Source organism: Duganella sp. GW822-FHT06D06 (genome assembly GCF_058799615.1).
In genome coordinates, this window is sequence record NZ_JBXALQ010000029.1 from 13046 (window position 1) to 39644 (window position 26599).

Annotated in this window: 14 protein-coding genes and 1 riboswitch; of the genes, 7 read left to right on the forward strand and 7 right to left on the reverse strand. The window is 66.6% G+C overall.

Annotated elements, in window-relative coordinates:
• Positions 1 to 169: 169 nt before the first annotated feature.
• Entirely contained in the window at positions 170 to 778 is a 609-nt protein-coding gene (locus AC1RMD_RS30065) for a helix-turn-helix domain-containing protein (protein ID WP_217943562.1), read from the forward strand.
• Here AC1RMD_RS30065 and AC1RMD_RS30070 read toward each other — a convergent pair.
• From AC1RMD_RS30070 to AC1RMD_RS30085, 4 genes are all read right to left on the reverse strand, one after another.
• Complete coding sequence (locus AC1RMD_RS30070; RefSeq protein WP_492932332.1) at positions 775 to 2181, reverse strand: sensor histidine kinase; 1407 nt, start codon at positions 2179 to 2181, stop codon at positions 775 to 777. The genes AC1RMD_RS30065 and AC1RMD_RS30070 overlap by 4 nt on opposite strands.
• Before the next feature lie 180 nt (positions 2182 to 2361).
• On the reverse strand, positions 2362 to 4179 hold the full coding sequence (locus tag AC1RMD_RS30075; protein ID WP_492932334.1) for a DUF885 domain-containing protein: 1818 nt from the start codon (positions 4177 to 4179) through the stop codon (positions 2362 to 2364).
• A 247-nt stretch (positions 4180 to 4426) separates the two neighbouring features.
• A complete protein-coding gene (locus AC1RMD_RS30080) occupies positions 4427 to 5590 on the reverse strand; it encodes an HPP family protein (protein WP_492932336.1) in 1164 nt (387 codons plus the stop codon).
• 62 nt (positions 5591 to 5652) lie between these two features.
• Entirely contained in the window at positions 5653 to 6129 is a 477-nt protein-coding gene (locus AC1RMD_RS30085; RefSeq protein ID WP_332853500.1) for an Lrp/AsnC family transcriptional regulator, read from the reverse strand.
• 120 nt (positions 6130 to 6249) lie between these two features.
• On the opposite strand from AC1RMD_RS30085, the gene AC1RMD_RS30090 reads away from it, so the two are divergent.
• The 3 genes from AC1RMD_RS30090 to AC1RMD_RS30100 all read left to right on the forward strand — a co-directional run bounded on the left by AC1RMD_RS30090 (position 6250) and on the right by AC1RMD_RS30100 (position 19542).
• On the forward strand, positions 6250 to 8307 hold the full coding sequence (locus tag AC1RMD_RS30090) for an aminotransferase class V-fold PLP-dependent enzyme (RefSeq protein WP_492932338.1): 2058 nt from the start codon (positions 6250 to 6252) through the stop codon (positions 8305 to 8307).
• A 185-nt stretch (positions 8308 to 8492) separates the two neighbouring features.
• Complete coding sequence (locus AC1RMD_RS30095; protein WP_492932354.1) at positions 8493 to 17162, forward strand: glycoside hydrolase family 94 protein; 8670 nt, start codon at positions 8493 to 8495, stop codon at positions 17160 to 17162.
• Between the two features lie 205 nt (positions 17163 to 17367).
• Positions 17368 to 19542 (forward strand): CehA/McbA family metallohydrolase, encoded by a 2175-nt coding sequence (locus AC1RMD_RS30100; RefSeq protein ID WP_492932340.1) that lies wholly within the window; start codon positions 17368 to 17370, stop codon positions 19540 to 19542.
• Positions 19543 to 19548: 6 nt separating this feature from the next.
• Here the strand turns inward: AC1RMD_RS30100 and AC1RMD_RS30105 are convergent, their stop codons facing one another.
• Entirely contained in the window at positions 19549 to 19803 is a 255-nt protein-coding gene (locus AC1RMD_RS30105) for a hypothetical protein (RefSeq protein ID WP_492932342.1), read from the reverse strand.
• A 108-nt stretch (positions 19804 to 19911) separates the two neighbouring features.
• A complete protein-coding gene (locus tag AC1RMD_RS30110) occupies positions 19912 to 20487 on the reverse strand; it encodes a TMEM165/GDT1 family protein (protein WP_492932344.1) in 576 nt (191 codons plus the stop codon).
• A gap of 21 nt (positions 20488 to 20508) precedes the next feature.
• Positions 20509 to 20681, reverse strand: a riboswitch (yybP-ykoY riboswitch).
• 91 nt (positions 20682 to 20772) lie between these two features.
• On the opposite strand from AC1RMD_RS30110, the gene AC1RMD_RS30115 reads away from it, so the two are divergent.
• Positions 20773 to 22617 carry a M1 family metallopeptidase gene (locus tag AC1RMD_RS30115; RefSeq protein WP_492932346.1) on the forward strand — a complete coding sequence of 615 codons (1845 nt, stop codon included), beginning with the start codon at positions 20773 to 20775 and terminating at the stop codon, positions 22615 to 22617.
• 2 nt (positions 22618 to 22619) lie between these two features.
• Positions 22620 to 24206: a serine hydrolase gene (locus AC1RMD_RS30120; protein WP_492932348.1), complete on the forward strand. Its 1587-nt coding sequence runs from the start codon at positions 22620 to 22622 to the stop codon at positions 24204 to 24206.
• A 13-nt stretch (positions 24207 to 24219) separates the two neighbouring features.
• Here the strand turns inward: AC1RMD_RS30120 and AC1RMD_RS30125 are convergent, their stop codons facing one another.
• Positions 24220 to 25950, reverse strand: a complete 1731-nt coding sequence (locus AC1RMD_RS30125) for a GGDEF domain-containing protein (RefSeq protein ID WP_492932350.1) — start codon at positions 25948 to 25950, stop codon at positions 24220 to 24222.
• Positions 25951 to 26151: 201 nt separating this feature from the next.
• On the opposite strand from AC1RMD_RS30125, the gene panD reads away from it, so the two are divergent.
• On the forward strand, positions 26152 to 26508 hold the full coding sequence (panD, locus tag AC1RMD_RS30130) for an aspartate 1-decarboxylase (RefSeq protein ID WP_492932352.1): 357 nt from the start codon (positions 26152 to 26154) through the stop codon (positions 26506 to 26508).
• The last annotated feature ends 91 nt before the right edge of the window (positions 26509 to 26599 follow it).

The following is a 26599-nucleotide window of genomic DNA, read 5'->3' on the forward strand; positions in this document are numbered from 1 at the left end:
AATCTCCCCGGTGTATGTGCGGGTATTCAATATAGGCAAATTTTGACGGGCCGGTATTGATAGTTGGCGGTACGCCGGACTGATCCCTCACCCGGTCCGATGCAAGTTAGCCCGGAAACGCTACGTTAAACATGCCAGAGAGTAGTGCGTTCATGCTAAGATTTGGCTCATGATCGCTCAAGCACTCTTCACCCCTGCCCAGCAAAAGCTGCTGGGCTTGCTATTTGTACGTGTCAATCAAGGCTTCCACTTGAACGAGATCATGCGCCTGACGGGTTTGGGCAGCGCCTCGGCCCAGCGGGAGCTCAAACGGCTGCATGAGTCGGGCGTTATCGTGTCCGAGCGTATCGGCAACGTGCGACGCTTTAAACCCAACAAGGAATGCATTGTATTCGGGGAGTTAAGCAATCTGGTCAAGAAAACCTTCGGCCTGGTGAGCGTGTTGAATTCGGCGCTGGCGCCGTTGCAACACGTGTTGAATGTGGCGTTTGTTTATGGCGCCACGGCCAAGGAACACGAGGGCATGGACACGCCGGTGGAATTAATGCTGATCGGCGATAACACCAGCTACGGCGAGCTATTATCGCGCCTGCCGGTCGCCGAACGTTTATTGCGCCGTAAGATCAACCCCAACCTGTATTCGATTCCCGATTTCAAGCGCCGTCTGCGCGAGCAACAGCCTTTTATTCTCCAGGTATTGCGGGAGCAGAAGATATACGTGTTGGGCGATGAAACCGATCTGGATAAGATCAGCGGCGAGGAAGTCGCGGTGAATTAATCCATTACCCGCTCGGCATGCCAGGTCTGCTTTTGCGGAAATAATACCGAGAACCGGGTATAACGTCCCGCCTGGGATTCGCAATGTATCTTGCCGCCGAATGCGGTAATCACGCGCTGGCAGAATGCCAATCCCATGCCGGTACCGCCGACATTATGCCGGGTACTATAAAACGGCTCAAATACATGCGGCAGCACGTCATCCGGTATTCCCATGCCGGTATCGGTCACCAGTAATTGTTTGCTATTCCCCTGGGTAAAGAAGGCAATTTCCACTTCGCCCCGCCCCGCGGATTTAATCGCATGCAGGGCGTTTTTAAACAGGTTATATAAAACGTAGACCAGCAATACATCCGAACCAAAGAAGGTGAAATCCTCGGACGCTTTCACCACCACCTTGTCGCGCATCGAGCTTTCAAATGGATAACAGGCCAGGGCTTCGTCGACACATTTCTTGATTGAGTGATCGGCGAAGTCGTTGCGATCCAGGGTGCCCGCGCGGGCCGAGGCCAGCAACATGTCGACGATGAAATTGGAACGGTTGATCTCGGCCTCAATGTGCTGGGGGAGTTTGCTGAGGTAATTTAGTTGTGCCGGTCGCAACATTGGCTCGATCAGCCGGTTTTCCAGCGCGCACTGATAGCCGGCCAACAAATCCGGCAGGCATTTGGCGAGCACCCGCGACTGGTTGCGGATGGTCGCCAGCGGCGTGCGCATTTCGTGGGCGATGGTGGCGGCCACCTCCATCGGGTCGGCCAGCAGCTTGTGCCGCACCATCGCCTGGGCAATCAAGCCCAGGCTGGCCGCCACGAACAACACCCCCGGCGGGTAGAACTGCACGCCGTAATTGCCCAGATAGTCGACCGAGGCGAAGAAATAGATCAGCAGGCTGGCCAGGCAATAGCGCAGCCGGGTCTTCTCGGTCGACACGGCCCGTTGCTGGCGGCGGTAGAGCAGCCACAGGCCGCGCCCCGCGACCAGGCCGGTCTGCACCAGGTGCAGCGGGTGCAAAGGCCCGGCCTTGGGGTAGTAGCCGAAGAAATAGGGATAGAGGCCGGCGATCATCCAGTCCGTGCTCAGCAGGATGACGCCCAGCAAGCCGGCGATCGCATAGGACAGGTCCACCCAGCGGCGCTCGCTGCGTTGCGCCGTCAGTTCGGCGATGAAGTGGTACAGCGTGGTCGGCACGAAGAGGATCAGCAGGTAGCCCAGCTTGGCCAGCGCCAGCGCCTGGTACTGGTCGTGGACCTGGAACAGCACGGCCCAGGTGAATTGCCAGCAGAACGTGGTCGCGCACAGCAGGAAGGACGCCACGCTGATACGGCTGACCCCGCGCGTATGCAGCACGTAGGTGCCGAAACACAAGAACAGCAGGGAGACCACGGCGGGCAATAGGGAATGCATGCGCTCTTTCCAACGGACTTTGGATGGGTACCCCGCAGTATTGCGCGTGTTGATCTAGCTCGCTTGACTATCGAATAACTATTTGCGCCATATCAAACAAGCGCAGCGTAAGTCGGCGCCAAGGCTTCCGTCCCGTCCCGGAGCGCGGGCAGGCGGGCCAGCGCAGCCCGCCCCGGCGGTTTATTGTTGCGCGGCGATCCAGCGATCGACCTTTTCCTCCAGCAGCGCCAGCGGCAGGGTGCCGTCGCCCAACACCACGGCGTGGAACTTCGGCAGGCTGAACTTGTCGCCCAGCGCCTTGGCCGCGCGCTGGCGCAGTTCGACGATCTTCAGCGAACCGATCTTGTAGCCCAGCGCCTGACCCGGCCAAGCCATGTAGCGCTCGGTTTCGGTCTTGGCGGAGTTGTCGTAACCCAGCGTGTCGTGCATGTAGCGGATGCTTTGCTCGCGGCTCCAGCCTTGCGCGTGCATGCCGGTGTCGACCACCAGGCGGGTGGCGCGCAGCAGCTCGTCGTTCAGGTGGCCGAAGTACTGGGCCGGATCGTCGAACAGGCCCATCTCCTTGCCCAGCGTCTCCGCATACAGCGCCCAGCCTTCGGTATAGGCGTTGTTGCCGCCATATTTGCGGAAGTTAGGCAGATTTAGCTCTTGCATCAGCGCGATGTGGAAGTGGTGGCCGGGCTTGCCTTCATGCAGGAACAAGGTGGTCATGCCGGTATTGCCGTACTTGGCGGGATCGTTGACCACCGACCAGAACACGCCGGGACGCGAGCCGTCGCCGGCCGGCGCGGTGTAGTGGTCCGAGGCGGTGGCGCGGCTCAGCTCAGGCTCGAGGCGCAAGTCCAGCTTGGCTTTCGGCAGCAGCGTGAACATCTGTGGCAGCCTGGTGTCCAGCACATCGTTGAGCTGGTGATACACGGCCTGGACTTCCTGCTCGGTCTTGAACGGATAGAACTTCGGCTGCGCCGCCACCCATACCGGCAGCCCCGACGCCGCACCGGTGTAGCCCAGCTTGGGGCCCAGCAGTTCAAACTGGGCCTGGATGCGCGCGACTTCTTTCAAGCCGATGGCATGGATTTCGTCGGGTTTGAGCGAGGTTGTGGTGGCGCCGGCCACGCGCGCCTGGTACCAGGCGGCGCCGTCCGGCAGCGCGCCCAGGCCGGTCGAGCTGCGGCAGGCCGGCACGTATTCTTGTTCCAGGAAGGTTGCCAGGCGGGCCAGCGCCGGCATCACTTGCTCGCCGACGGCCTTGCGGTAGGCGGCGCTCAGGCGCGCCTTGTCGGCGGCGGCAAAGGCGGCCGGCAGCTTGGTGATCGGCGTGTAGAAGATATTGCTTTCCGGCGTGGCGCTGACCAGCTTCTGGAACTGCGGCAAGCCCGACTCCATGATCGCCTTCGGCACCGTGATGCCTTGCTTGATGCCGGCGCGCATATTGGCGATGGCCTGGTCTATCCAGGCCGGCAACTGGCTGATGCGCTGCAGGTAGGCGTCGTATTCCTTGACGGTGCCGATCGGCTGCGACGCTTCGCCGCCGGCGTAGTTGGCCAGGGTGACGGGCACGCTGTCCATCTGGTTGATCGGCAGCAGGTGCTCGGGATAGCGCTGCATCGCCAGCAACTGGTCCAGCTCGTAGACCAGGATGTCGTAGTTGATGCGGTCCTTGTTATCCAGCTGCGCGCGCGGGATCGTCTTCAGGCGGGTGGCGAACTGGCGGTACAGCTTGAACTGCTGGGCGCGCTTGGCCGGGGCGATGCTCAGGCCGAGTTGATCGTCGAAACGGTTGTCGCCGTTTTCCGTGGCGCCCAGCGGCTCGAAGCGGGCGATGGCGTCGTAGTACCGGTCGGCGATCGCCAGCAATGCCTTGTGCACGGGCGCGGCGCTGACCTGCGGCACGGCGGCGGCCGGTGCGGCGGCGTTGGCCGCCAGCGGCGCGAACGTCAGCACCACGGCGGCGGCGAGAGGGGCCAAAGCGGCAAAGGTGTTGCGGCGACGCGTCATAGTTCTTCCTCAGGATGTCACAAAATTGGCGCCTAGCATAAGCCATCGCGGGGCGGCGCTGGGACAATTTTTGTATCGGCGATACATTGTTCTTTTTGGGAAATTTTAGCTCCGGATTTGCAAATATAATTGTGCAACGCACATGTGAACCGGAGTATGCTGGAGACCAGCAAGAGTTCAAGTAGACTTCAAGAATAACAAAGCAGTACCGCCTGGCCGCTACCTTCGGGTGGCGGTTTTTTTTTGCTCAGGCCGCCGCTTCGGCGAAGCGGCTCTCATACAGCGCCGCCACCAGGTCCGACTGGGTGATGATGCCGGCGAAGCGCAGTTCCGCGTCGACGATGGGGATGTGGTGGAAGCCGGAATCGGCCATCAGCGGCACCAGGTCGACGATCGGCGTGTCCAGCCGCGCGGTGGTCGGGTGCTGGCTCATGATCTGGCCGACCACTTCGGCCTTTTCGGTGTGGGTTACGCCGCTTTTGCGTAGAAATCGCTGAAGTTGCTGACGGATGCCGCGATAGTCGTCCAGTCCGCCGTGCTCCAGGAAATCCGTCTGCGTGACGATGCCGATCACCCGCCGCGCGCGGTTGAGCACCGGCAGCGCCGCCACGCGGTGGCTGCGCATCTGCTGCCAGGCTTGTTCCAGGCTGGTGCCGAACTCGGCGCTGACGATGTCGCGCGACATGATGTCGGCGCAGCGGATGATGCCGAAGCGGCGCTGGTAGGCGCGCTGCTCGGTTTGCATGAACAGCGATTCCAGGTCGTCGCGGCTGATGTCCAGCACCTGGTTGTACTGCTTCAGCACGGCGTCCAGGTCTTCCGGCTTGAAGCCCAGCCGCACGGTCGGCACCGCATCCTTGGTCGCGTGCGGATTCGGGTGCGCGCCCTGTTGCGCATGGGGGTAGCGCCGTCCCGTCAGGTTGTTGTACAGCATCGCCATCAGCGTCAGCAGCGTGGTGTCGGCCAGCACCGTCACCAGCGGGAAGGCGAAGCCGGCCGCGTGGATCGCCGGGCCGCCGATCACCGCCGTCAGCGCCACCGCGCCGCCGGGCGGATGCAGGCAGCGCAGCGCGAACATGGCGGCGATCGCGGTGCCGGCGGCCAGCGCGCACAGCAGCGGCATGGGCAGCGTGTCGCCGAACAGGCGCATGCAGAGCACGCCCATCAGGCCGCTGACCACATTGCCGCCGATGGCGGCCCACGGCTGCGCCAGCGGACTGGCCGGCAGCGCGAACAGCAGCACCGAGGAGGCGCCGATCGGCGCGACCAGGAAGATGGCGCCAGGGGACAGGGTCAGGCCGAGCAGGGCGGTCAGCAGCAGGCCGAACAGGGCGCCGCCGGCGGCGCGCAACTGCTCGCTGCGGCTGGCGGTGGTGGGGCTGGGCAGCCAGCGGTCGAGGAATGCGCGCATGGGCTTAATCAAGTATTTGATATGGGACAATAATTATCCCATGCTCAGCCCGTCACTGCACTCTATTGGTGCGAAACCAGCTCCAGCGGCAAGGCCGTGGTGATCTTGATCTGCTCCATCGAAAACGCCGACGACACCCCGCTCAGCTGCGCGGACTTGATTAACTTCTTGTAAAACCGGTCATATCCTTCGATATCGCTCGTCACCACCTTCAACAGGTAGTCGATGTCGCCGCTCATGCGGTGGAATTCCTGCACTTCCGGCAAGGCGATCACGGCCGCCGCGAAGCGCGCCAGCCATTTGTCGTCGTGCTGGCTGGTGCGCACGCTGACGAACACCGTCACCGGCAAGCCCACCTTGCGGCGGTTGACGATGGCGACGCGGCTCTCGATATAGCCTTCCTCTTCCAGCCGCCGCACCCGCTTCCAGCACGGCGTCGAGGACAGGCCGATCCGCTCGCTGAGCTGGGCGATCGACAGCGTGCCGTCGCCCTGCAGGGCCGACAAAATTGCATAGTCGTAGCGATCAAGTTCATTCATTCTATTTTTCCTAGAAAGACAGCATGAAAATGCCATGTGGAGTGCGTAACAAGAGTATTTTAGTACATATATTTCGCCACGACTGAGTAAGCTATAGGTATCGATGACACAGGCACTATCATGACGACCGAAATCTACCTCGACGGCAACGCCACCACCGCCGTGCTGCCGGCCGCGATCGCCGCCGCGGCCGACGCTATGGGCCAGCGCTACGGCAATCCCAGCAGCAGCCACGGCACCGGCCTGAAGGCCAAGGCCCTGCTGGACCAGACCCGCGCCTGCGCCGCGCGCCTGCTGGGCGTGGGCGACGGCCGCCTGATGTTCAACAGCGGCGCCACCGAAGGCATCCAGACGGCGGTGCTGTCGGCGCTGGTGGCGCTGCGCGAACGCCGCGAGCGCGGCGAGGCCATCGGCAGCCTGCTGGTCTACGGCGCCACCGAACACAAGGCCGTGCCGGAAAGCCTGGCGCACTGGAACCGCCTGCTGGGCCTGAACCTGACCCTGCAAAAACTGCCGGTCGACCAGGACGGCGCGCACGACCTGGCCATGCTGCGGCAGTGGGCGCCGCAGGCCGCGCTGGTGTGCACCATGGCCGCCAACAACGAAACCGGCATCATCACCAACCTGGCCGCGATCGAAGTGCTGCTGGCCGAGTCCGGCAGCGCCGCCTACTGGCTGGTCGACTGCGTGCAGGCGCTGGGCAAGCTGGACCTGGACCTGGCCGGCACCCGCATCGACTACGCGCCGTTCTCCGGCCACAAGCTGTACGCGCCCAAGGGCATAGGCATGTTGTACGTGCGCGCCGGCGCGCCGTTCACGCCGCTGATCATGGGCGGCGGCCAGGAAAGCGGCCAGCGCTCCGGCACCGAGAACATGGCCGGCATCGCCGCGCTGGGCGCCGTGTTGTCCGCGCTGGAACGCGGCGACACCTTCCGCAGCCATCACCAGCTGGCCAGCTTCCGCGCCCGCCTGGCCGAGAGCCTGCGCACCGCCTTGCCTGGCCTGGTGTTCAACCACCCCTTCGACAAATCGCTGCCGACCACGCTGAACTTTTCCGTGCCCGGCCTGTCGAGCCGCGAACTGATGGACGTGTTCGACGCCGCCCAGGTGCGCGTCAGCTCCGGCAGCGCCTGTTCGGCCGCCAAGGCCGCGCCCAGCTACGTGCTGGACGCCATGCAGGCGCCGCTGTGGCGCAGCGCCGGCGCGATCCGCATGTCCTTCGGTCCGCTGGCCGACGCAGCGACCATCGCCGACGCCTGTCGCCGCATCGAGCGCTGCGGCGCCGCGCTGCGCGCCAGCTGTTTGATCCCGTCCGAACGCAGCGCCGTGCCGCACGACGGCTTGCTGCAACTGGGCGTCGAAGGCGCGTGCAGCTGGCTGGTGTTGGACGCCGCCAGCCGCAGCTGCGTGGTGATCGATCCCTTGCCGGACATGATTGCGCGCATCGTATCGTATGTGCGCTGCCAGGACTACCAGGTGCAAGCCGTGGTCGGCACCTTGGCCGACACCGAGCGCGGCATGCTGATCAGTGCGCTGGGCCGGCATGTCGATAGCCACGCCGCCACCGACGCCTATGGCTGGCCGGCCGCCGCCCACGCCATCCGGCTCGGCACGCAGACCTTGCTCAGCGTGACCGACGGCGCCGCCCGCCACTATCTGCTGGGCAACGCCGTCGATGCCACGCTGCCGCCGCAGGCGGTGCGCTTTGCCTTCAGCGCGCGGCCCGCCGTCGAAGCGCTGCGGGCGCTGACCTGCGCGCAGACGCTGCTGTGCCCGACGCGCGACGAGCACAACCAGTTCTGCGTCGGCATGGCCGCACCGGCCGCGTCGGTAACGCAAGCGGCGCTGCAACTCGACAGCGCCGCGCTGGAGGCCTTCCTGCAAGCCCATCCCGACACCGAGCTGATCGATGTGCGCGAGCCCTACGAGTTCGCCGCCACCATCGCGCCGGGAGCCGCCGGCCGCAGCGCCCGCAGCGTGCCGCTGAGCCGCCTGGCCGAGCACGCCAGCGCGTGGCTGCACGGCGACCAGGCGGGGGCGCCCGCCCCGCTGGTGTTCTTCTGCCGCAGCGGCAACCGCAGCCTGAAGGCCGCGCAGTTGCTGCGCCGCCTGGGCCACGCCCAGGCCTACAGCCTCAGCGGCGGATTGGCGCTGGCGCCGCTGGCGCACGCCGCCTAGGCTACCCGGCGATACAAGTTTTCTTCCTTTACAAGGCCGCGCATGCGGCCTTTTTTTTCGTGGAAATTCTGTATGTACGGCAGCGTACAGTCGCCAGCCGTGCGCCCCCGTAGGATGCCTAGGCAGATAATTTCCTATTCGCAGAATCAAAACGAGGTACACCGTTGAACAAGCCCGCCCCCCTCATGCCCGAGCTCACGCTGGGCTTCCGCGAATCTCCCTCCGGCTCCCTGCTGTCCGACGCCGACGACGAAGACCTGCCGCTGCGCGCCGAACTCTTCAGCGCGGCCCAGATGGCCGCGCACGGCAAGACGCTGGCCACGCATCACGAACTGAGCAAGCGCGGCGGCCGCGACCGCCTGCTGGCGCGGCTGACCGAGAACGCCGCCGTCATCGACGCCACCTGCGACGAGCTGACCGCCGCCGTCAAGGCCGGCCGCCAGATCACGCCCGCCTCCGAATGGCTGCTGGACAACTTCTACCTGATCGAAGACCAGATCCGCATCGCCCGCCGCCACCTGCCCAAGGACTACAGCAAGCAGCTGCCGCGCCTGGGCAAGGGCGCGCCGGAGGGCACGCCGCGGGTCTACAAGATCGCGCTGGAAATCATCTCGCACGGCGACGGCCGCGTCGATCCCGAATCGCTGTGCCGCTTCGTCGACGCCTACCAGGAAGTGGCCAGCCTCAAACTGGGCGAGCTGTGGGCCATCCCCATCATGCTGCGCCTGGCGCTGATCGAGAACCTGCGCCGCGTGGCCGCGCGCGTGGCCGACAACCGCAGCCACCGCGACCTGGCCAACAGCTGGGCCGACCAGATGACCGACGTCGCCGAGAAGAATCCCAGCGGCCTGATACTGATGGTGGCCGACATGGCCCGTTCCAATCCGCCGATCAGCAGCGCCTTCGTGGCCGAACTGGCGCGCCGCCTGCAGGGACAAAGCCCGGCGCTGACCCTGGCGCTGTCGTGGATCACGCACCGCCTGGCCGAGTCGGACCAGACCATCGAGCAGCAGATCCAGGCCGAGATCCAGCAGCAGGCGGCCGAGCAGGTCTCGATCTCCAACAGCATCGGCAGCCTGCGCTTCCTCGGCACCATGGACTGGCAGGAGTTCGTCGAGACCATGAGCGTGGTCGAACAGACCTTGCGCCAGGACCCGGCCGCCATCTACGGCCGCATGGAATTCGCCACCCGCGACCAGTACCGCCACGCGATCGAGAAAATCGCCAAGCGCTCGCGCTACTCGGAACTGGAAGTGGCGCAGCAAGCCTTGCAGCTGGCGCAGGCCCACTACGAAGGCGGCGACGCCCGCCACGGCCACGTCGGTTTCTACCTGATCGGCGGCGGCCTGGCCGCGCTGGAAAAACAGACCGGCATGCGCCGGCCGTGGCTGGAGGCCTTGCAGCAAACCTCGCGCGCCTCGCCGCTGACCTCCTACCTGGGCGCCATCGCCGCCATCGCGCTGGTGTCGACCGCGCTGCTGCTGGAACGCGCCGCGCACAACGGCGTCAACGGCGCGGTGATCGTGCTGCTCGGCGTGCTGGCGCTGCTGGGCAGCAGCCAGCTGGCGCTCAGCCTGGTGAACTGGATCGCCACCCTGGTGACCCGTCCCAACCCGCTGCCGCGCATGGACTTCCGCGACGGCGTGCCGGCCGAAGCCCGCGCCATCGTGGTGGTGCCGACGCTGGTCTACAGCCAGCAGAACATCGCCGACCTGTGCGAGCAGCTGGAGGTGCGCTTCCTGGCCAACCGCGATCCCAACCTGGTGTTCTGCCTGTTGACCGACTTCGCCGACGCCGCCGCCGAAACCCTGCCGGGGGACGCCGCGCTGGTCGAGCAGATGCACCGCTGCATCGGACAACTGAACCGCAAATACGCCAGCCATCCGAACGGCGACCCGGCCGCGCCGTTCCTGCTGCTGCACCGGCCGCGCCGCTGGAATCCGCAGGAAAACGTGTGGATGGGCGATGAGCGCAAACGCGGCAAGCTGCAGGAGCTGAACCGCTTCCTGCGCGGCGGCGCGCGCGACAAGTTCAGCGTGGTGGTGGGCGACATCGGCCAACTGGAAGGCGTCAAGTACGTCATCACGCTCGACACCGACACCCAGCTGCCGCGCGACGCCGCGGCGCAGTTCATCGCCACCATGCAGCACCCGCTGAACCAGCCGCGCATCGACAGCGCGCGCGGCCGCGTGGTGGAAGGCTACGGCATCCTGCAGCCGCGGGTGACGGTCAGCCTGCCGAGCGAGAACGCCTCGCTGTACGAAAAACTGTGCGGCGGCGAGCCGGGCATCGATCCCTACACCCGCACCGTCTCCGACGTCTACCAGGACGTGTTCTTCGAAGGCTCCTTCATCGGCAAGGGCATCTACGATGTCGACGTGTTCGAGCAGGTGCTGGGGAACCGCCTGCCGGACAACCGCATCCTCAGCCACGACCTGCTGGAAGGCTGTTACCTGCGCGCCGGCCTGCTGAGCGACGCCCAGTTGTACGAAGCCTATCCGGCCCGCTACAGCGACGACGTCAGCCGCCGCCAGCGCTGGATCCGCGGCGACTGGCAACTGGCCTCGTGGGTGTTCGGCCGCGTGCCGGCGCCGAACCGCAAGCGCGAACGCAATCCGCTGTCGCTGCTGTCGCGCTGGAAGCTGTTCGACAACCTGCGCCGCAGCCTGACCGCGCCGGCGCTGGTGCTGTCGCTGATCACCGCCTGGCGCTGGCTGCCGGACCCGTGGCTGTGGACCGCCGCCGTGCTGGCCGTGATCTTCGTGCCGCCGGTGGTCAGCACTCTGCACGACCTGCTGCGCCGCCCCGAGGACACCTTGTGGAGCCAGCACATACGGGCCGCGCTGCGGCGCGGCGGCATGCAGTTCGCGCACGCCATCCTGATGCTGGTGTTCCTGCCCTACGAAGCCTGGTTCAGCCTGGACGCCATCCTGCGCAGCGCCTGGCGCATGCTGGTCTCGCACCAGCACCTGCTGGAGTGGCGCGCCTCGGCGCTGTCGCGCGCGGCGGACGGCGTGGTCGGCGTCTGGCGCACCATGTGGGTGTCGCCGGTGCTGGCGCTGTTCGTCGGCGGCGCGCTGTGGGGCTGGCGCCCGGTCAGCCTGGCGCCGGCCGCGCTGTTCCTGCTGGCGTGGCTGCTGGCGCCGGCCGTGGCCGAGCGGATCAGCCGCCCGATCGCGCGCCGCCACGCCCAGCTGACGCCGGAGCAGCACCGCTTCCTGCACCAGCTGGCGCGCCGCACCTGGGCCTACTTCGACCGCTACGTCGGCCCGGACGACAACTGGCTGCCGCCCGATAACATGCAGGAGCACCCGGCGCACGTGGTGGCGCACCGCACCTCGCCCACCAACATCGGCATGGCGCTGCTGGCCAACCTGAGCGCCAGCGATTTCGGCTACATCGGCATCGGCCAGCTGATGGCGCGCACCGCCAACACGCTGGCCACGATGGACCAGCTGGAACGCCACCAGGGCCACTTCTACAACTGGTACGACACGCAGACGCTCAAGCCGCTGCACCCGATCTACATCTCCACCGTCGACAGCGGCAACCTGGCCGGCCACCTGCTCACCTTGCAGGCCGGCCTGACCGGCCTGTACGACCAGCCGATCCTGGGACCGCAAACGGTGGACGGCATCGTCGCCACCTGCCGCGTGCTGCAGGAAGCGCTGGCAGGCGCCGCCGACACCGAGCAGCCGGACGCCTTGCTGGCGGCGCTGGCGCCGGCGCCGGACGCCGGCAACCTGCAGCAACTGCAAGCCTGGCTGGCCCGCGTGAGCGCCGCCGCCGCGGCATTCCAGGCGCCGGCCGAAGCGCACGGCGAAGCGGCCATGTGGCACACCTCGCTGACGCAGCAATGCCAGGCGGCGCAGGCGGAACTGGCGCTGCTGGCGCCGTGGCTCGACCTGCCGGCGGACGCGGTGTTCGACACCAGCCTGGCCCGCGTGCCGACGCTGCGCGAGCTGGCCGCCATGATCAACCACGCCGACGCCGTGCTGGCCAACGACCTGGCCCCGGCCGAGCGCGAGCGCCAACTGGCGCTGGCCGGCCTGTGCGCGCGGGGCGCCGCCGCCGCGCACGAACGGATGCGCGAGCTGGCCGAGCTGGCGCAGCGCTGCGGCGCCCACGCCCAGATGGAATATGGCTTCCTGTACAACGCCACCACCAACCTGCTGGCGATCGGCTACAACGTCAGCGAGCGCCGCCTGGACGCCAGCTACTACGACCTGCTGGCGTCGGAAGTGCGGCTGGCCAGCTTCGTCGCCATCGCCCAGGGCCAGCTGCCGCAGGAGCACTGGTTCGCGCTGGGCCGCCAGCTGTGCATCGTCGCCGGCAAGCCGGTGCTGCTGTCCTGGAGCGGCTCGATGTTCGAGTACCTGATGCCGCTGCTGGTGATGCCCAACTATCCGAGCACGCTGCTCGACCATACCTACCACGCGGTGATCGACGCCCAGATCGACTACGGCAAGCGCCGCAACGTGCCGTGGGGGATCTCCGAGTCCGGCTACAACACCGTCGACGCCAGCCTCAATTACCAGTACCGCGCCTTCGGCGTGCCCGGCCTGGGCCTGAAGCGCGGCCTGGCCGACGACCTGGTGATCGCCCCCTACGCCACCATGCTGGGCCTGATGGTGCAGCCGGAGGCGGCCTGCCTCAACCTGCAGAAGATGGCGGGGCTGGGCTATATGGGCCGCTACGGCTTCTTCGAGGCGGTCGACTACACCAGCTCGCGCCTGCCGCGCGGCCAGACGGCGGCGGTGATCCGCTCCTTCATGGTCCACCACCAGGGCATGGGACTGCTGGCGCTGAGCTACCTGCTGCACGACCGGCCGATGCAGCGCCGCTTCGAATCCGATCCGCTGCTGCAATCGACGCTGCTGGTGCTGCAGGAGCGCAGCCCGCAGGCGGGCGCCTTCTACTCCAACACCACCGAGCTGGCGGCGATCCGCTCCAACGCGCCGGAGCAGGCCATGCCGATGCGCGTGCTGGCCCAGCACAGCACCCCGGTGCCGGAAACCCAGCTGCTGTCGAACGGCCGCTATCACGTCATGGTCACCAACTCAGGCGGCAGCTACAGCCGCTGGAAGGACCTGGCCGTGACGCGCTGGCGCGAGGACAGCACCCGCGACAACTGGGGCAACTTCTGCTACGTGCGCGACCTGGAAGACGGCAAGTTCTGGTCCACCACCTATCAACCGACGCTGGTCGAGCCGCGCAAGCACGAGGTGATCTTCTCCGAAGGCCGCGCCGAGTTCCGCCGCTCCGACCGCAACATCGACCTGTACACGGAGATCGTGGTCTCGCCGGAAGACGACATTGATCTGCGCCGCACCCGCATCACCAACAAGTCCGACCGCGAGCGCACCATCGAGGTGACCAGCTTTGCCGAAGTGGTGATGGCGCCGGCCGCCGCCGACGCCGCCCATCCGGCCTTCAGCAAGCTGTTCGTGCAGACCGAAATCCTGCGCGACGAAAACGCCATCCTGTGCACGCGCCGTCCGCGCGGCCCGGCCGACGCCATGCCGTGGCTGATGCACTCGATGATGGTGCACGACGCCGCCGTGACGGGCGTGTCGTTCGAGACCGACCGCTCGCGCTTCATCGGCCGCGGCAACACCGCCGCCGCGCCGCAAGCGATGCTGGGCGAGGACGCCCTGAGCGGCGGCGAAGGCTCGGTGCTCGATCCGGTGGTGGCGATCCGCTACACCATCACGCTCAAGCCGGACCAGACGGCCATCGTCGACATCGTCACCGGCATGACCGAGCAGCGCGACGCCGCGCTGCACCTGATCGACAAATACCAGGACCGCCACCTGGCCGACCGCGTGTTCGAGCTGGCCTGGACCCACAGCCAGGTGGTGCTGCGCCAGCTCAACGCCAGCGAGGCGGACGCCCAGCTGTACGGACGCCTGGCCAACTCGGTCATCTACCCGAACGCCGCGCTGCGCGCCGACGCCGCCACGCTGATCAAGAACCAGCGCGGCCAGTCCGGCCTGTGGGCCTACGCGATTTCCGGCGACCTGCCGATCGTGCTGCTGCAGATGAAAGACCCGGCCAACATCGAGCTGGCGCGCCAGCTGGTGCAGGCGCACGCCTATTGGCGCCTGAAAGGGCTGGTGGTCGACCTGGTGATCTGGTACGAGGACCAGTCGGGTTACCGTCAGGTGCTGCATGAGCAGATCATGGGCCTGATCGCCTCCGGCATCGACGCCCAGGCCATCGACCGTCCGGGCGGCATCTTCGTGCGCCTGGCCGACCAGATCGCCAACGAAGACCGCATCCTGCTGCAATCGGTGGCGCGCGCCATCCTCAGCGACAGCCGCGGCACGCTGGCCGAGCAGATCAAGCGTCCCGGCCCGCCGGCCATGCGCATGCCGCCGCTGATGGTGGACAACCGCGGCGACTATGCGGACGCCGGCCCGGCCATGCCGGCCGCGCGCCAGCTGGTGCTGGAAAACGGCATCGGCGGCTTCACGCCGGACGGCCGCGAATACGTGATCACCACCAGCGACGCCCGGCGCACGCCGGCGCCGTGGTCCAATGTGCTGGCCAATCCGCAGTTCGGCAGCGTGATCTCGGAAAGCGGCCAGGCCTACACCTGGCATGAGAACGCCCACGAATTCCGCCTGACGCCGTGGCACAACGATCCGGTCAGCGACGGCAGCGGCGAGGCCTTCTACCTGCGCGATGAGCAGAGCGGCCGGTTCTGGTCGCCGACCGCCTTGCCGGCGCGCGGCAACGGCGGCTACGTCACGCGCCACGGCTTCGGCTACAGCGTGTTCGAGCACAGCGAGGCCGGCATCGCCACCGAGATGACCACCTTCGTCGCCATCGACGCGCCGATCAAGTACACCGTGCTCAAGGTGCGCAACGACTCGCTGGTGACGCGCCGCCTGTCGGCCACCGGCTATGTCGAATGGGTGCTGGGCGACATGCGTTCCAAGTCCGGCATGCACATCGTCACCGAGGCCGACCCGGTCAGCGGCGCGCTGTTCGCCAAGAACGCCTACAACACCGAGTTCACCGGCCGCGTGGCCTTCTTCAACTGCGACGCCACGCTGCGCACCCACACCGGCGACCGCAGCGAATTCCTGGGCCGTAACGGCTCGCTGGCGGCGCCGGCGGCGCTGCGCCGCTCGCGCCTGTCCGGCAAGATCGGCGCGGGGCTGGACGCCTGCGCCGCGATCCAGGTGCCGTTCGACCTGTTGCCCGGCCAGGAGCGCGAGATCGTCTTCGTGCTGGGCGTGGCCGGCCGCCGCAACGCCGACGCCAGCAGCCTGGCGCAGAAGCACCGCAGCGCCGGCGCCGCGCACGAGGCGCTGGCCGCCGTGCACGCGCACTGGGAGCAGACCCTGGGCGCGGTGCGGATCGACACGCCGGAGCCGGAGCTGGACCTGCTGGCCAACGGCTGGCTGATGTACCAGACCATCGCCTGCCGCATGTGGGCGCGCAGCGGCTACTACCAGTCCGGCGGCGCCTTCGGCTTCCGCGACCAGCTGCAGGACGCGATGGCGACCATCCACACCCAGCCGCAGTTGCTGCGCGACCAGCTGATGCTGTGCGCCGCCCACCAGTTCCTCGAAGGCGACGTCCAGCACTGGTGGCATCCGCCTTCCGATCGCGGCGTGCGCACCCATTGTTCGGACGATTACCTGTGGCTGCCGCTGGGCGCGTGGCGCTACGTCATCGCCACCGGCGACCTCGGTGCGCTGGGCGAAAGCGCGCCTTACCTGGAGGGCCGCGCCGTCAAGCCGGAAGAGGATTCCTACTACGACCTGCCGAGCCGTTCCGGCCAGAGCGGCACGCTGTACGAGCACTGCGTGCGCGCCATCCGCAACGGCCTGCGCTTCGGCGTGCACGGCCTGCCGCTGATCGGCTCCTGCGACTGGAACGACGGCATGGACAAGGTGGGCGAGCATGGCAAGGGGGAGAGCGTGTGGCTGGCCTTCTTCCTGTGCGAGGTGCTGCAACGCTTTGCCGAAGTGGCGGACCTGATGCAGGACGCGGCCTTCGCCATCGAATGCCGCGGCGAAGCCAGCAAGCTGGCCGCCAACGTCGAGCACAACGCCTGGGACGGCGAGTGGTACCGCCGCGCCTATTTCGACGACGGCACGCCGCTCGGTTCGCACAGCAACGAGGAATGCCAGATCGATTCGATCTCGCAAAGCTGGGGCGTGCTGTCCGGCGCCGCCGATCCGGTGCGGGCGCGCGGCGCGATGGAGCAGGTCAACCAGCGCCTGGTGCGGCGCGACTCGGGGATCATCCAGTTGCTCGATCCGCCGTTCGACAAGTCCGGCCCCAACCCGGGCTACATCCGCGGCTACGTGCCCGGTGTGCGCGAGAACGGCGGCCAGTACACGCACGCCGCCATCTGGACCGCGATGGCCTTCGCCCGCCTGGGCGATACCGAACGCGCCTGGGAGCTGGCGCGCATGATCAACCCCTTGCAGCACGGCGGCACGCCGGAAGGCATGGCGCGCTACAAGGTCGAACCTTACGTGGTGACGGCCGACGTCTACGCCGTGGCGCCGCATGTCGGCCGTGGCGGCTGGAGCTGGTACACCGGTTCCTCGGGCTGGATGTACCGGCTGATACTGGAATCGCTGCTCGGCCTGACCCGCACCGCGACCCAGCTGACGATGGCGCCGCGCATGCCGGCGGAGTGGGAGCACTTCACGCTGACCTATCGCTACGGCGCGGCGTCGTACGTGATCCGGGTGGTGAAGTCGGCGCAAGCCGGCGCGCCGGTCATGACGCTGGACGGCGTGCGCCAGCTGGGCATGGCGATCGATTTGCTCGATACCGCCAGCATCCACAAGGTCGAACTGCTGGTGCCGGCGACGTTCAATTCTTAACAGAGTGTCCCATTCTGGACATTTTCATCATCGTTACAACGGCGCGGAAAATTAACTCCGCGCCGTTGTCGCGTACGCCCCCAGGCGCCACCGCATTTATTCCAAAGACCTCTGAATAGCCAAGCAAATTCGAATTGGTTCGTCATCTTCCTGTCATGCATAGTTGCCAGAATTTTGGATACCCAACCGCAGAGAGAAAGAAGTGATGAACAAATCTAAGATGCTGTCCCGGCTCGCGATGATGTTGATTTTGTCTTCCGGCGCGATGGGCGCGGTCCACGCGTCCAAGGCGGACCACCATGAGTTCGAGGCCACGCTGCACGCGCCCTTCGCCGCCGACGGCGCCGACCAGGACCGGCCGGAAGCCCGTACCTTCAAGCTCGCCTTCGACTTCCCCTTGCTCGAACGCGAGCAGGACGTGCAATGGCGGCTGGAGCTGGTCAGCCCCGACGGCGTGGTGGTGCAGCAGTGGCAGGGCGTGCAGCGCCTCGCCGGCCAGCCGGTCGGCGTCGGCATCGCATGGGACGGCCGCGCCGACGGCTTGATCCTGACCGACGGCGTCTACCTGGCGCGCATGCGGGCCGTCAGCGGCGGCGAAGCCGTCGAACAAAGCTGGGAGATCTCGGTGGGCCGCAATCCGGCGCAGGCCATGCCGGCCTTCAAAGCCTTGCCGACATCGGCCGCGCCGGCGCCGCTGCCGGTGCGCGCCGCGGCGGCGCGCGCGAACGGCCGCGTGGCGCAGGGCGCCGTCGCCGCCACCGCATCGCTGCCCTACACCGTCTACCTCGGCAACCTGCACAGCCAGACCAACCACAGCGACGGCGGCGGTGTGCTGGGCAGCTGCAGCGGCGCGCAGGCGCCGCAAAGCGCGGCGCTGGGACCGGCCGACGCCTACCGGTACGCGATGAACAAGGGCCTCGATTTCCTGATGGCCTCCGAGCACAATCACATGTTCGACGGCTCCGACAGCACCAACGCCGCGGCCGATCCGGCCGTCGCCAAGGCGCTGTTCCAGTCCGGCCTGTCCGCCGCCGCCAACTTCAACAGCGCGCACCCCGGCTTCCTCGGCATGTATGGGCTGGAGTGGGGCGTGATCAACAACGGCGGCCATATGAACATCTTCAACACCACCGAGCTGCTGGGGTGGGAGAGCAACGGCGGCGGCCAGCTGATCGCCGACACGCTGACGCCGAAGAACGACTACGCCACGCTGTACGCGCTGATGCGCCAGCGCGGCTACGTGGGCCAGTTCAACCATCCGGAATCGTCGGGCCAGTTCCTGGTCAACGGCACGGCGCTCGGCTACAGCGCCGACGGCGACCAGGCGATGGCGCTGTGCGAAGTGCTCAACACCTCGGCCTTCTCGAACAACACCAGCGAGACCGAGACCGGCCGCAGCACCTACGAAAGCGCCTGCAACAAGGCGCTGGAGGCGGGCTTCCACATCGCCTTCTCCACCGACCAGGACAACCACTGCGCCAACTGGGGCGCGTCCTACACCAACCGCACCGGCGTGCTGCTGCCGACCGGCACCCCGCTGAGCTCCGCCAGCATGATCGCCGCCATCAAGGCGCGCCGGGTGTTCGCCACCATGGACAAGACCTCGCAGCTGATCCTGACCGCCAACGGCCATGTGATGGGCGAGCGCTTCGCCAACAGCGGCAGCTTGAACCTGGTCGCCAACTTCGCCAGCAGCAGCGGCAAGACGGTAGCGACGGTGAAGCTGTATGAGGGCGTCCCCGGGCGCAACGGCACGGTGACGCAGCTGTCGGCCACCGCCAGCACCACCATCACGCCGGCCGTGGGCGAGCACTTCTACTACGCCAAGATCACCCAGAACGACGGCAACATCCTGTGGTCGGCGCCGGTGTGGGTCACGCAGACCACGGGCGGCGGCAGCACGCCGCCCGGCCCGACGCAGCTGATCGTCAACGGCGGCTTCGAATCCGGCTCCGCCTCATGGACCGCCAGCGCCGCCGCCATCACGTCAGACACGGCGCAGGCCGCGCACGCCGGCAGCGGCAAGGCCAAGCTGGATGGCTACGGCAGCGCGCATACCGACAGCTTGTACCAGAACGTGACGATACCGGCCGGCGCCACCAGCGCCAACCTGTCGTTCTGGCTGAAAGTGGTGTCCAGCGAGACCACCACCACCAGCGCCTACGATACGCTCAAGGTGCAGGTGCGCAGCGGCGCCAACGCGGTGTTGGCGACGCTGGCGACGTATTCGAATCTGAATAAGGGCAGCACGTATGTGCAGAAGAGCTTCGACCTGTCGGCCTACAAAGGACAGACGGTGAGAATTTACTTCGAGGGTGTGGAAGGCACGAGGGTCTCGACCGCCTTCCTGGTGGACGACGTCACGCTGAACGTGCAGTAAGCCCGCTTACTTGGTCCAGGGCTGTTCGCGCCGCTTGCTGGTGCGCGCGAACAGCAGCAGCACCACGATGCCGAGCAGTGTCAGTTTGTAGTGCACCGGCTCAGGCACCGACACCATATTGGGTTTGCCTGCGGCCGGCTTGACCGGCTTGACCGCCGAGACGGTGCCGGTGGCCGGTGCGGCCATCGGCGCCGTCTCGGCGGCGTAAACCTGAACGCTCAACGCGGAGGCGCTCAACAACAGCGCCGCTATTTTGCTCATCAATCGCATTCCTTGCCCCTGCCAATAATCAAGTGACAAGTATAATAGATTGTTAATTATTTTGCCTCCGTGCGGTAACACACGCAACGGAGCAAATAGTGCTTGACCTTACACGCCGAGGCTGGAACCTGCACCCAGCAGCGTGGCCACGCCCAACCCGGCGAACACCAGCGCGGCGATGCCATGCACCAGTTTGAGCGAGACCCGGTTGGCGATCTTGTCGCCCAGGTAGACCGCCGGCACGTTGGCCAGCATCATGCCGAAGGTGGTGCCGCACACCACCGCCGCCAGGCTGTCGTAGCGGGCCGCCAGCGCCACCGTGGCCACCTGCGTCTTGTCGCCCATCTCGGCGATGAAGAAGGCGATCAGCGTGGTCAGGAACACGCCGTACTTCGCCAACGGCATGTCGTCGTCGTCGATCCGGTCCGGCACCAGCGTCCACGCGGCCATCGCCAGGAAGGACAGGCCCAGCACCCAGCGCAGGATGTCGGGCCCCAGCAGGCTGGTGATCCAGGCGCCGACGGCGGCGGCGAACGCGTGGTTGGCGATGGTGGCGACGAAAATCGCGGCGACGATGGGCAGCGGACGGCGGAATTTGGCGGCCAGGCAGAAGGCGAGCAGCTGGGTTTTGTCGCCGATTTCAGCGAGGGCGACGATGCCGGTAGAGACGAGGAAGGCTTCCATGGGTTTGAATGTGGTACGCGGGCCGGAACGATTAACCAATGATCCAGGCGCGACTCCGGCCCATCATGGCCGCACCTCGATCATGGTCTCGTCAAGTTTTTCAACCACCTGCACCACGGTCTGCGGACCGATTATGTTGACACAGGTTCTTGCGCCGGGGAGGCGCAAGCCGACTACTCCCCACTTACGGTCCGAATGATAGCATAAGGTGCAACGCCGTACACATGGCCGATACATGGCTATGCTATTCTGCTCCGCGCTTCGGACCTCATTGAAAAGACCACCATGCCCATCAAAAAAACCCTGTCCGCGTTCGTCCTGTCGGCCCTGACGACGCTGGGCGCCGCCCATGCCGATCCGCTGAGCTACGCGCGCTACGACCAGGTGCGCACCAGCGACCTGTATCTGGACCTGAAGGCCGACTTTGGCCACAAGACCCTGGCCGGCTACGCCGAGCTGACGCTGAACTGGATCGACCCGGCGGCCCGCACGCTGGTGCTGGACACGAACGAACTCAGTATCGCCAAGGTGCAGGTGCTCAATCCGAACGGCCGCTGGAGCGCCGCCTCCTTCATGCTCGACAAGCCGGACGCCGAAAAGGGCCGGGCGCTGCGCATCGCGCTGTCGTTCCAGCCGCACAAGGTGCGCGTGTACTACCGCACCGCGCCGTCTGCCGCCGCGCTGCAATGGATGTCGCCGCAGCAGACCATGTCCGGCAAGCGTCCGTTCATGTTCAGCCAGTCCGAGGAAATCAACGCCCGTTCGTGGGCGCCGGTGCAGGACACGCCGGCGGTGCGCTTCACCTACAGCGCCCGCATCGAAGCGCCGGCCGGCATGCGGGTGCTGATGAGCGCCGAGAACAACCAGCAATCGACCGGCGCCGGCGGCTGGAAATTCAAGATGGCGCAGCCGATTCCGTCCTACCTGCTGGCGATCGCCATCGGCGAGATCGAGGTGCGCAACATTGGCCCGCGCTCCGCCGTCTACGCCGAACCGGCCCGCATCGAGGCCGCCGCCTACGAGCTGGCCGACACCGAGAAGATGATCGACGCCGCCGAAGGCCTGTATGGGCCGTACCGGTGGGAGCGCTACGACATGATCGTGCTGCCGCCGTCGTTTCCGATCGGCGGCATGGAGAATCCGCGCCTGACCTTCCTGACGCCGACCATGATCGCCGGCGACCGCAGCCTGGTCGACCTGATCGCGCATGAACTGGCGCACTCGTGGTCCGGCAACCTGGTGACCAACGCCTCGTGGAAGCACTTCTGGCTCAACGAAGGCTTCACCACCTACGTCACCACCCGCATCGTCGAGAAGCTGTACGGCGAGGAAGTGGCGGAGATGAACCTGCAAGTGGAGCAGGAAGAGGCGCTGGCGTCGCTGCCGTCCATCCCGGCGGCCAAGCAGGCGCTGGTCACGCGCGATGCCGACACCAGCTCCGCCGGCTACACCGACAGCGGCCTGGTTTATCCGAAAGGCGCGTGGCTGCTGCGCACCCTGGAGCAGCGCGCCGGCCGCGAGATCTTCGATCCCTTCCTGCGCGGCTGGTTCGACCAGCACGCGTTCAAGTCCGCCACCACCGACGAATTCGTGGTCTACCTGAAAAAGAACCTGCTCGACGCGCATCCCGAAGTGATGGCGCAGGCGGAGCTGGACGAGTGGCTGTACGGCGCCGGCATTCCGGCCAGCGCCAAACACGCGGCCTCGCCGCGGCTGGCCGCGCTCGATGCGCAGCGCGGCGCATGGCTGAAGGGCGAGCTGCCGACCCGGGACTTGAACGGCAAGAGCTGGATCGCGCTGGAATGGATGCACTTCCTGAACGATATCGACGGCAAGGCCAACGCCACGCAGCTGCGCGAGCTGGACCAGGCCTTCGCGCTGGGCAAGAGCGGCAACAACGAAATCGCCTACCGCTACTACCTGGCCTCGATCCGGGCCGGCTACAACGTGCGCGAACCGCTGACCACCTTCCTGATGAGCGTGGGCCGCCAGAAGTTCGTGGTGCCGCTGTACACCGCGCTGCTGAAAAACCCGTCCGACAAGGAATGGGCCAAGACGCTCTACGCCAAGGCGCGCGAGCATTATCATCCGGTCACCCAGGGCGCGGTCGACAAACAATTCAAAAAGTAACGATGCTGACATTGTCCCGTACTTTTGCCGCCGCGCTGTTGGTGCTGGCGGTGTCCGTGCCGGTGCTGGCCGCCGCGCCGGTCTACAACCTCGACGCCGACGTCAAGCTGGCGCTGAAGACCTTCGACGTCCCCGGCATGGCGATCGCCATCGTCAAGGACGGCAAGGTGATCGCCGCCAACGGCTACGGCGTGCGCAAGCTGGGCGAGCCGACGCCGGTGGACGGCAAGACGCTGTTCGAAGTGGCCTCCAACTCCAAGGCCTTCACCGCCGCCGCGCTGGCGATGCTGGTCGACGAGGGCAAGATCGCCTGGGACGATCCGGTCACCAGGCACCTGCCGGATTTCCAGATGTTCGACTCCTACGTCACCGGCGCGATGACGGTGCGCGACCTGCTGACCCACCGCAGCGGCCTGGGTCTGGGCGCGGGCGACCTGCTGTGGTGGCCCGCCACCAATTTCAGCACCGACGAGATCATCGCGCGGCTGCGCTACGTGAAGCCGGCCACCAGCTTCCGCAACAGCTACGCCTACGACAACCTGCTCTACATCGTGGCCGGCAAGATCATCGCCGCCAAGGCCGGCAAGCCGTGGGGCGCGGCGATCCAGGAACGCATCCTGGCGCCGCTGGCCATGAGCGGCACCAAGACCAGCGTGGCCGAGATGCTGGCCACGTCCGACTACGCGGCGCCGCACAGCAAGATCAACGACAAGGCGGCGGTGGTCAAGCCGATGCCGGTCGAGAATGCGGTGGGCGCGGTCGGCATCAACACCAACGCCGAGGACATCGCGCGCTGGATGGCGATGCTGCTTAACGGCGGCAAGCTGGAAAACGGCACCCAGCTGATCAGCGCCAAGCAGGTCGACGAGCTGTGGTCCGAGCAGACGCCGATGCGCATCCGCGAACCGAAACCGGCGCTGGCCGCGACCGAGCCCAATTTCGCGGCCTATGGCCTGGGCTTCAGCCTGCGCGACTACAAGGGCCGCAAGATCGCCATGCACGGCGGCGCGCTGCAGGGCTTTTATTCGACGGTGCTGATGGTGCCGGAGGAGAAGCTGGGCATCGCCATCCTGACCAACGCCGAGAACGGCCCGGCGATGGCGTCGCTGTACTGGCGCATCCTGGACCAGTACCTGAACGTGCCGGCCAGCGACTGGATCGGGCTGTACGCCGGGCAGGAAGCGGCGGCGCACCGGGAGGAGCTGGAGCGCCAGGGCAAGGAGGTCGGCGCGCGCAGCGCCAGGTCGACGCCGTCGCTGCCGCTGGCGTCCTACGACGGCGAATATGAAGACCCGTGGTACGGCAAGGTGACCATACGCGCCGAGGGCAGGCAGCGCGTCCTGCGCTTCACCCGCACGCCGGACCTGACGGGGGAGCTGGAGCACTTCCAGCACGACACCTTCATCGTGCGCTGGAAGGAGCGCAACTTCAACGCCGACGCGTACGTGACGTTCGCGCTGAACCCGGACGCCAGCATCGAGCGCATGAAGATGGCGCCGATCTCGATGGAGACCGATTTCAGCTACGACTTCCGCGACCTGAACTTTACGCCGGTGAAGCCGCCCAAGTCCGACAAGCTCGCGCAGTAGGCCAGGCCTGGCGCTAGACCTGGCGCTCGACCCGGTTGCGGCCGTTGTGCTTGGCGCGGTACAGCGCCAGGTCGGCGGCGTGGAACAGGTCGTCGAGCGCCGCGTGCGGGCCGTGCGCCACGGCCACGCCGAAGCTGGCCGTCACGCGCAGGATGTGGCCGTCGGACAGCGTCAGCGGCTCCTGCTCGATCGCCCGCCGCAGCCGCTCGGCCAGCGCGCCCGCCGCCTCCATCCCGCAGCAGGCGGGCATCACCACGAACTCCTCGCCGCCGTAGCGCGCCACGATCTCGCCGTCGCGCAGGCCGTCGCGCACCACTTCGGCGATGCGTATCAACACCTGGTCGCCGGCGTCGTGGCCGTAGGAGTCGTTGACCGACTTGAAGTGGTCGACGTCGAACAGGATCACCGCCAGCGATTCATTGCGCTCGCTGGCGCCGCGCAGGCGCAGGTTGCCGGCCGCCGTGAAGGCGCGCCGGTTCAGGATGCCGGTCAGGTAGTCGGTGTCGGCGCGCACCTTGAGTTCCTCGATCAGGTGCAGCCGTTCCTGCTCCAGCCGCTGGCGGTCCATGCTGTTGGCGCGCAGCGTCGCCAGCGCGCGCAGCATGTCGCCGATCTCGTCGTCGCGGCGGGCGCCGCTGGGCGGCAGCGAGAAGTCGCCGTTGCCCAGCCGGACCACCGCGCGCGTGGCGCGCAGCAGCGGGATCACCACCCGCCGCCGCAGGATCAGCAACAGCAAGGTCAGGGCCAGCAGGATGGCGGCGCCCACCAGCAGGGCCAGCATCAGCTCGCGCCGCGCGCTCTGGAAGTCGCGCAGCGCCTGCGCCTGCGCTTCCTCCAGCAGCACGTCGCGCAGCGCCAGGATGGGCGCCATGCAGGGCACGTAGCGCTGCGCGAACTGGCCGGTGTCCATGCCGTAGGCGCGGCCGGCGCGGCTGGCCTGTTCGACCTGCGCCACCAGCTGCTGGCCGGCGTCGAAATACAGCTGGTCCATGCGCGCCACCGCCGCCAGCACGCGCGGTTCGCTGTCGATGTCGCCGCTGGGGATCTTGATCAGCTGGCGCAGCTGTTCGATGCGGCCGCGCAGGAATTGCAGGCGTTGGTGGTCGCTCTCGGTCAGCGGCCGGGCGGACGCCAGCGGCACCGTCAGCGCCGAGCCGAGGCGGCCGGCGAACTCGCGCAGTTCGACCGTCAGGCGGGCCTTGGTCAGGATGCGGCCGATGCGGGGATAGACTTGTTCCGAGGCGCGCGTGTAGCCGGTCACGGCGTCGAGCGCCAGCGGCACCAGCCGGAACATGCGTTCGACGGCGGCGCCCAGCAGCTCCGGCGTGCGCCGGGCCGGCGGCAGCGCGGCCAGCTGGTCCACCGTCTGGCGCGCCGCGGCCAGCGCCTGGTACAGCGGCGCCAGCGGCGGGGCGCCGCTCGGCGTCGGCGACAGCGGTTCGGCGGCCAGTTCGCGCCGCAGCTGCGCCAGCGCCTGGTCGGTGTCGGCGCGCGCGCGCAGCAGCCGCGCCTGGTAGACCGGATCGGCCGGCAGGCGGTCGCCCAGCACGGCGTTGACCGGGCCCCGCTCGAACGAGAGTTTTTCCGCGGCGATCATGGCGCGCTGCATCAGTTGCAACGTATGGTGGCCGCTGGCCGCGGCGCGGTAGTGTTGCCACTCGCCCCACAGCAGCCGCCCCAGCATGCCGCACACCAGCAGCGCCAGCACGGCGCCGGTGAGGGCGAATAATCGGGTTAATCTCATTGCTGCCAACCTGCATTCCTATTTGCTAGTTGGCAATATGCCACAAAGCGTGGCCGCTGTGGTTGTTGGGTTGGCGGCGGCGGCGCGAAATGAGACGCGCTTGGCCGCTAATGGTAGGATGGCGGCCTCGCGTCACGGCAGGGCAGTTTGTTATGATGCAAAGCTTAAATTTTTACTAATTGAGGGATGAAGAAGATGTCTATGCAACGAGTTATGCTGCGCTCCAAGCTGCACCGTGTGACGGTGACGCAGGCCGATTTGAACTACGAGGGTTCCTGCGGTATCGACCAGGATTTGTTGGACGCGGCCGATATCTGGGTCAACGAAAAGATTGAGTTGTACAACGTGAACAATGGCGAGCGCTTCGCCACCTACGCGATCCCTGGCCTGCGCGGCACCGGCGAGATTTCGCTGAACGGCGCCGCCGCCCGTCGCGCCCAGCTGGGCGACCTGCTGATCATCTGCACCTACGCGCCGATGACGGAAGACCAGGCCCGCGACTACCAGCCGAAGGTCGTGTTCGTCGACGACAAGAACAAGATCAAAGGCATGAAATAAGTTGTAAAAGCTTGGGGGTCAGATACCGTCTTGAATGGCAAGCCCTTTCGGTAGGTAATTAGCATCGAAAGGCTTGTCATTGTGTATCACC

Excerpts from the sequence above, each read along its gene's own strand:
- AC1RMD_RS30065 (WP_217943562.1), top strand. The coding sequence starts at position 170 with ATGATCGCTCAAGCACTCTTCACCCCTGCCCAGCAAAAGCTGCTGGGC.
- AC1RMD_RS30070 (WP_492932332.1), bottom strand. The coding sequence starts at position 2,181 with ATGCATTCCCTATTGCCCGCCGTGGTCTCCCTGCTGTTCTTGTGTTTC.
- AC1RMD_RS30075 (WP_492932334.1), bottom strand. The coding sequence starts at position 4,179 with ATGACGCGTCGCCGCAACACCTTTGCCGCTTTGGCCCCTCTCGCCGCC.
- AC1RMD_RS30080 (WP_492932336.1), bottom strand. The coding sequence starts at position 5,590 with ATGCGCGCATTCCTCGACCGCTGGCTGCCCAGCCCCACCACCGCCAGC.
- AC1RMD_RS30085 (WP_332853500.1), bottom strand. The coding sequence starts at position 6,129 with ATGAATGAACTTGATCGCTACGACTATGCAATTTTGTCGGCCCTGCAG.
- AC1RMD_RS30090 (WP_492932338.1), top strand. The coding sequence starts at position 6,250 with ATGACGACCGAAATCTACCTCGACGGCAACGCCACCACCGCCGTGCTG.
- AC1RMD_RS30095 (WP_492932354.1), top strand. The coding sequence starts at position 8,493 with ATGCCCGAGCTCACGCTGGGCTTCCGCGAATCTCCCTCCGGCTCCCTG.
- AC1RMD_RS30100 (WP_492932340.1), top strand. The coding sequence starts at position 17,368 with ATGAACAAATCTAAGATGCTGTCCCGGCTCGCGATGATGTTGATTTTG.
- AC1RMD_RS30105 (WP_492932342.1), bottom strand. The coding sequence starts at position 19,803 with ATGAGCAAAATAGCGGCGCTGTTGTTGAGCGCCTCCGCGTTGAGCGTT.
- AC1RMD_RS30110 (WP_492932344.1), bottom strand. The coding sequence starts at position 20,487 with ATGGAAGCCTTCCTCGTCTCTACCGGCATCGTCGCCCTCGCTGAAATC.
- AC1RMD_RS30115 (WP_492932346.1), top strand. The coding sequence starts at position 20,773 with ATGCCCATCAAAAAAACCCTGTCCGCGTTCGTCCTGTCGGCCCTGACG.
- AC1RMD_RS30120 (WP_492932348.1), top strand. The coding sequence starts at position 22,620 with ATGCTGACATTGTCCCGTACTTTTGCCGCCGCGCTGTTGGTGCTGGCG.
- AC1RMD_RS30125 (WP_492932350.1), bottom strand. The coding sequence starts at position 25,950 with ATGAGATTAACCCGATTATTCGCCCTCACCGGCGCCGTGCTGGCGCTG.
- panD (WP_492932352.1), top strand. The coding sequence starts at position 26,152 with ATGCAACGAGTTATGCTGCGCTCCAAGCTGCACCGTGTGACGGTGACG.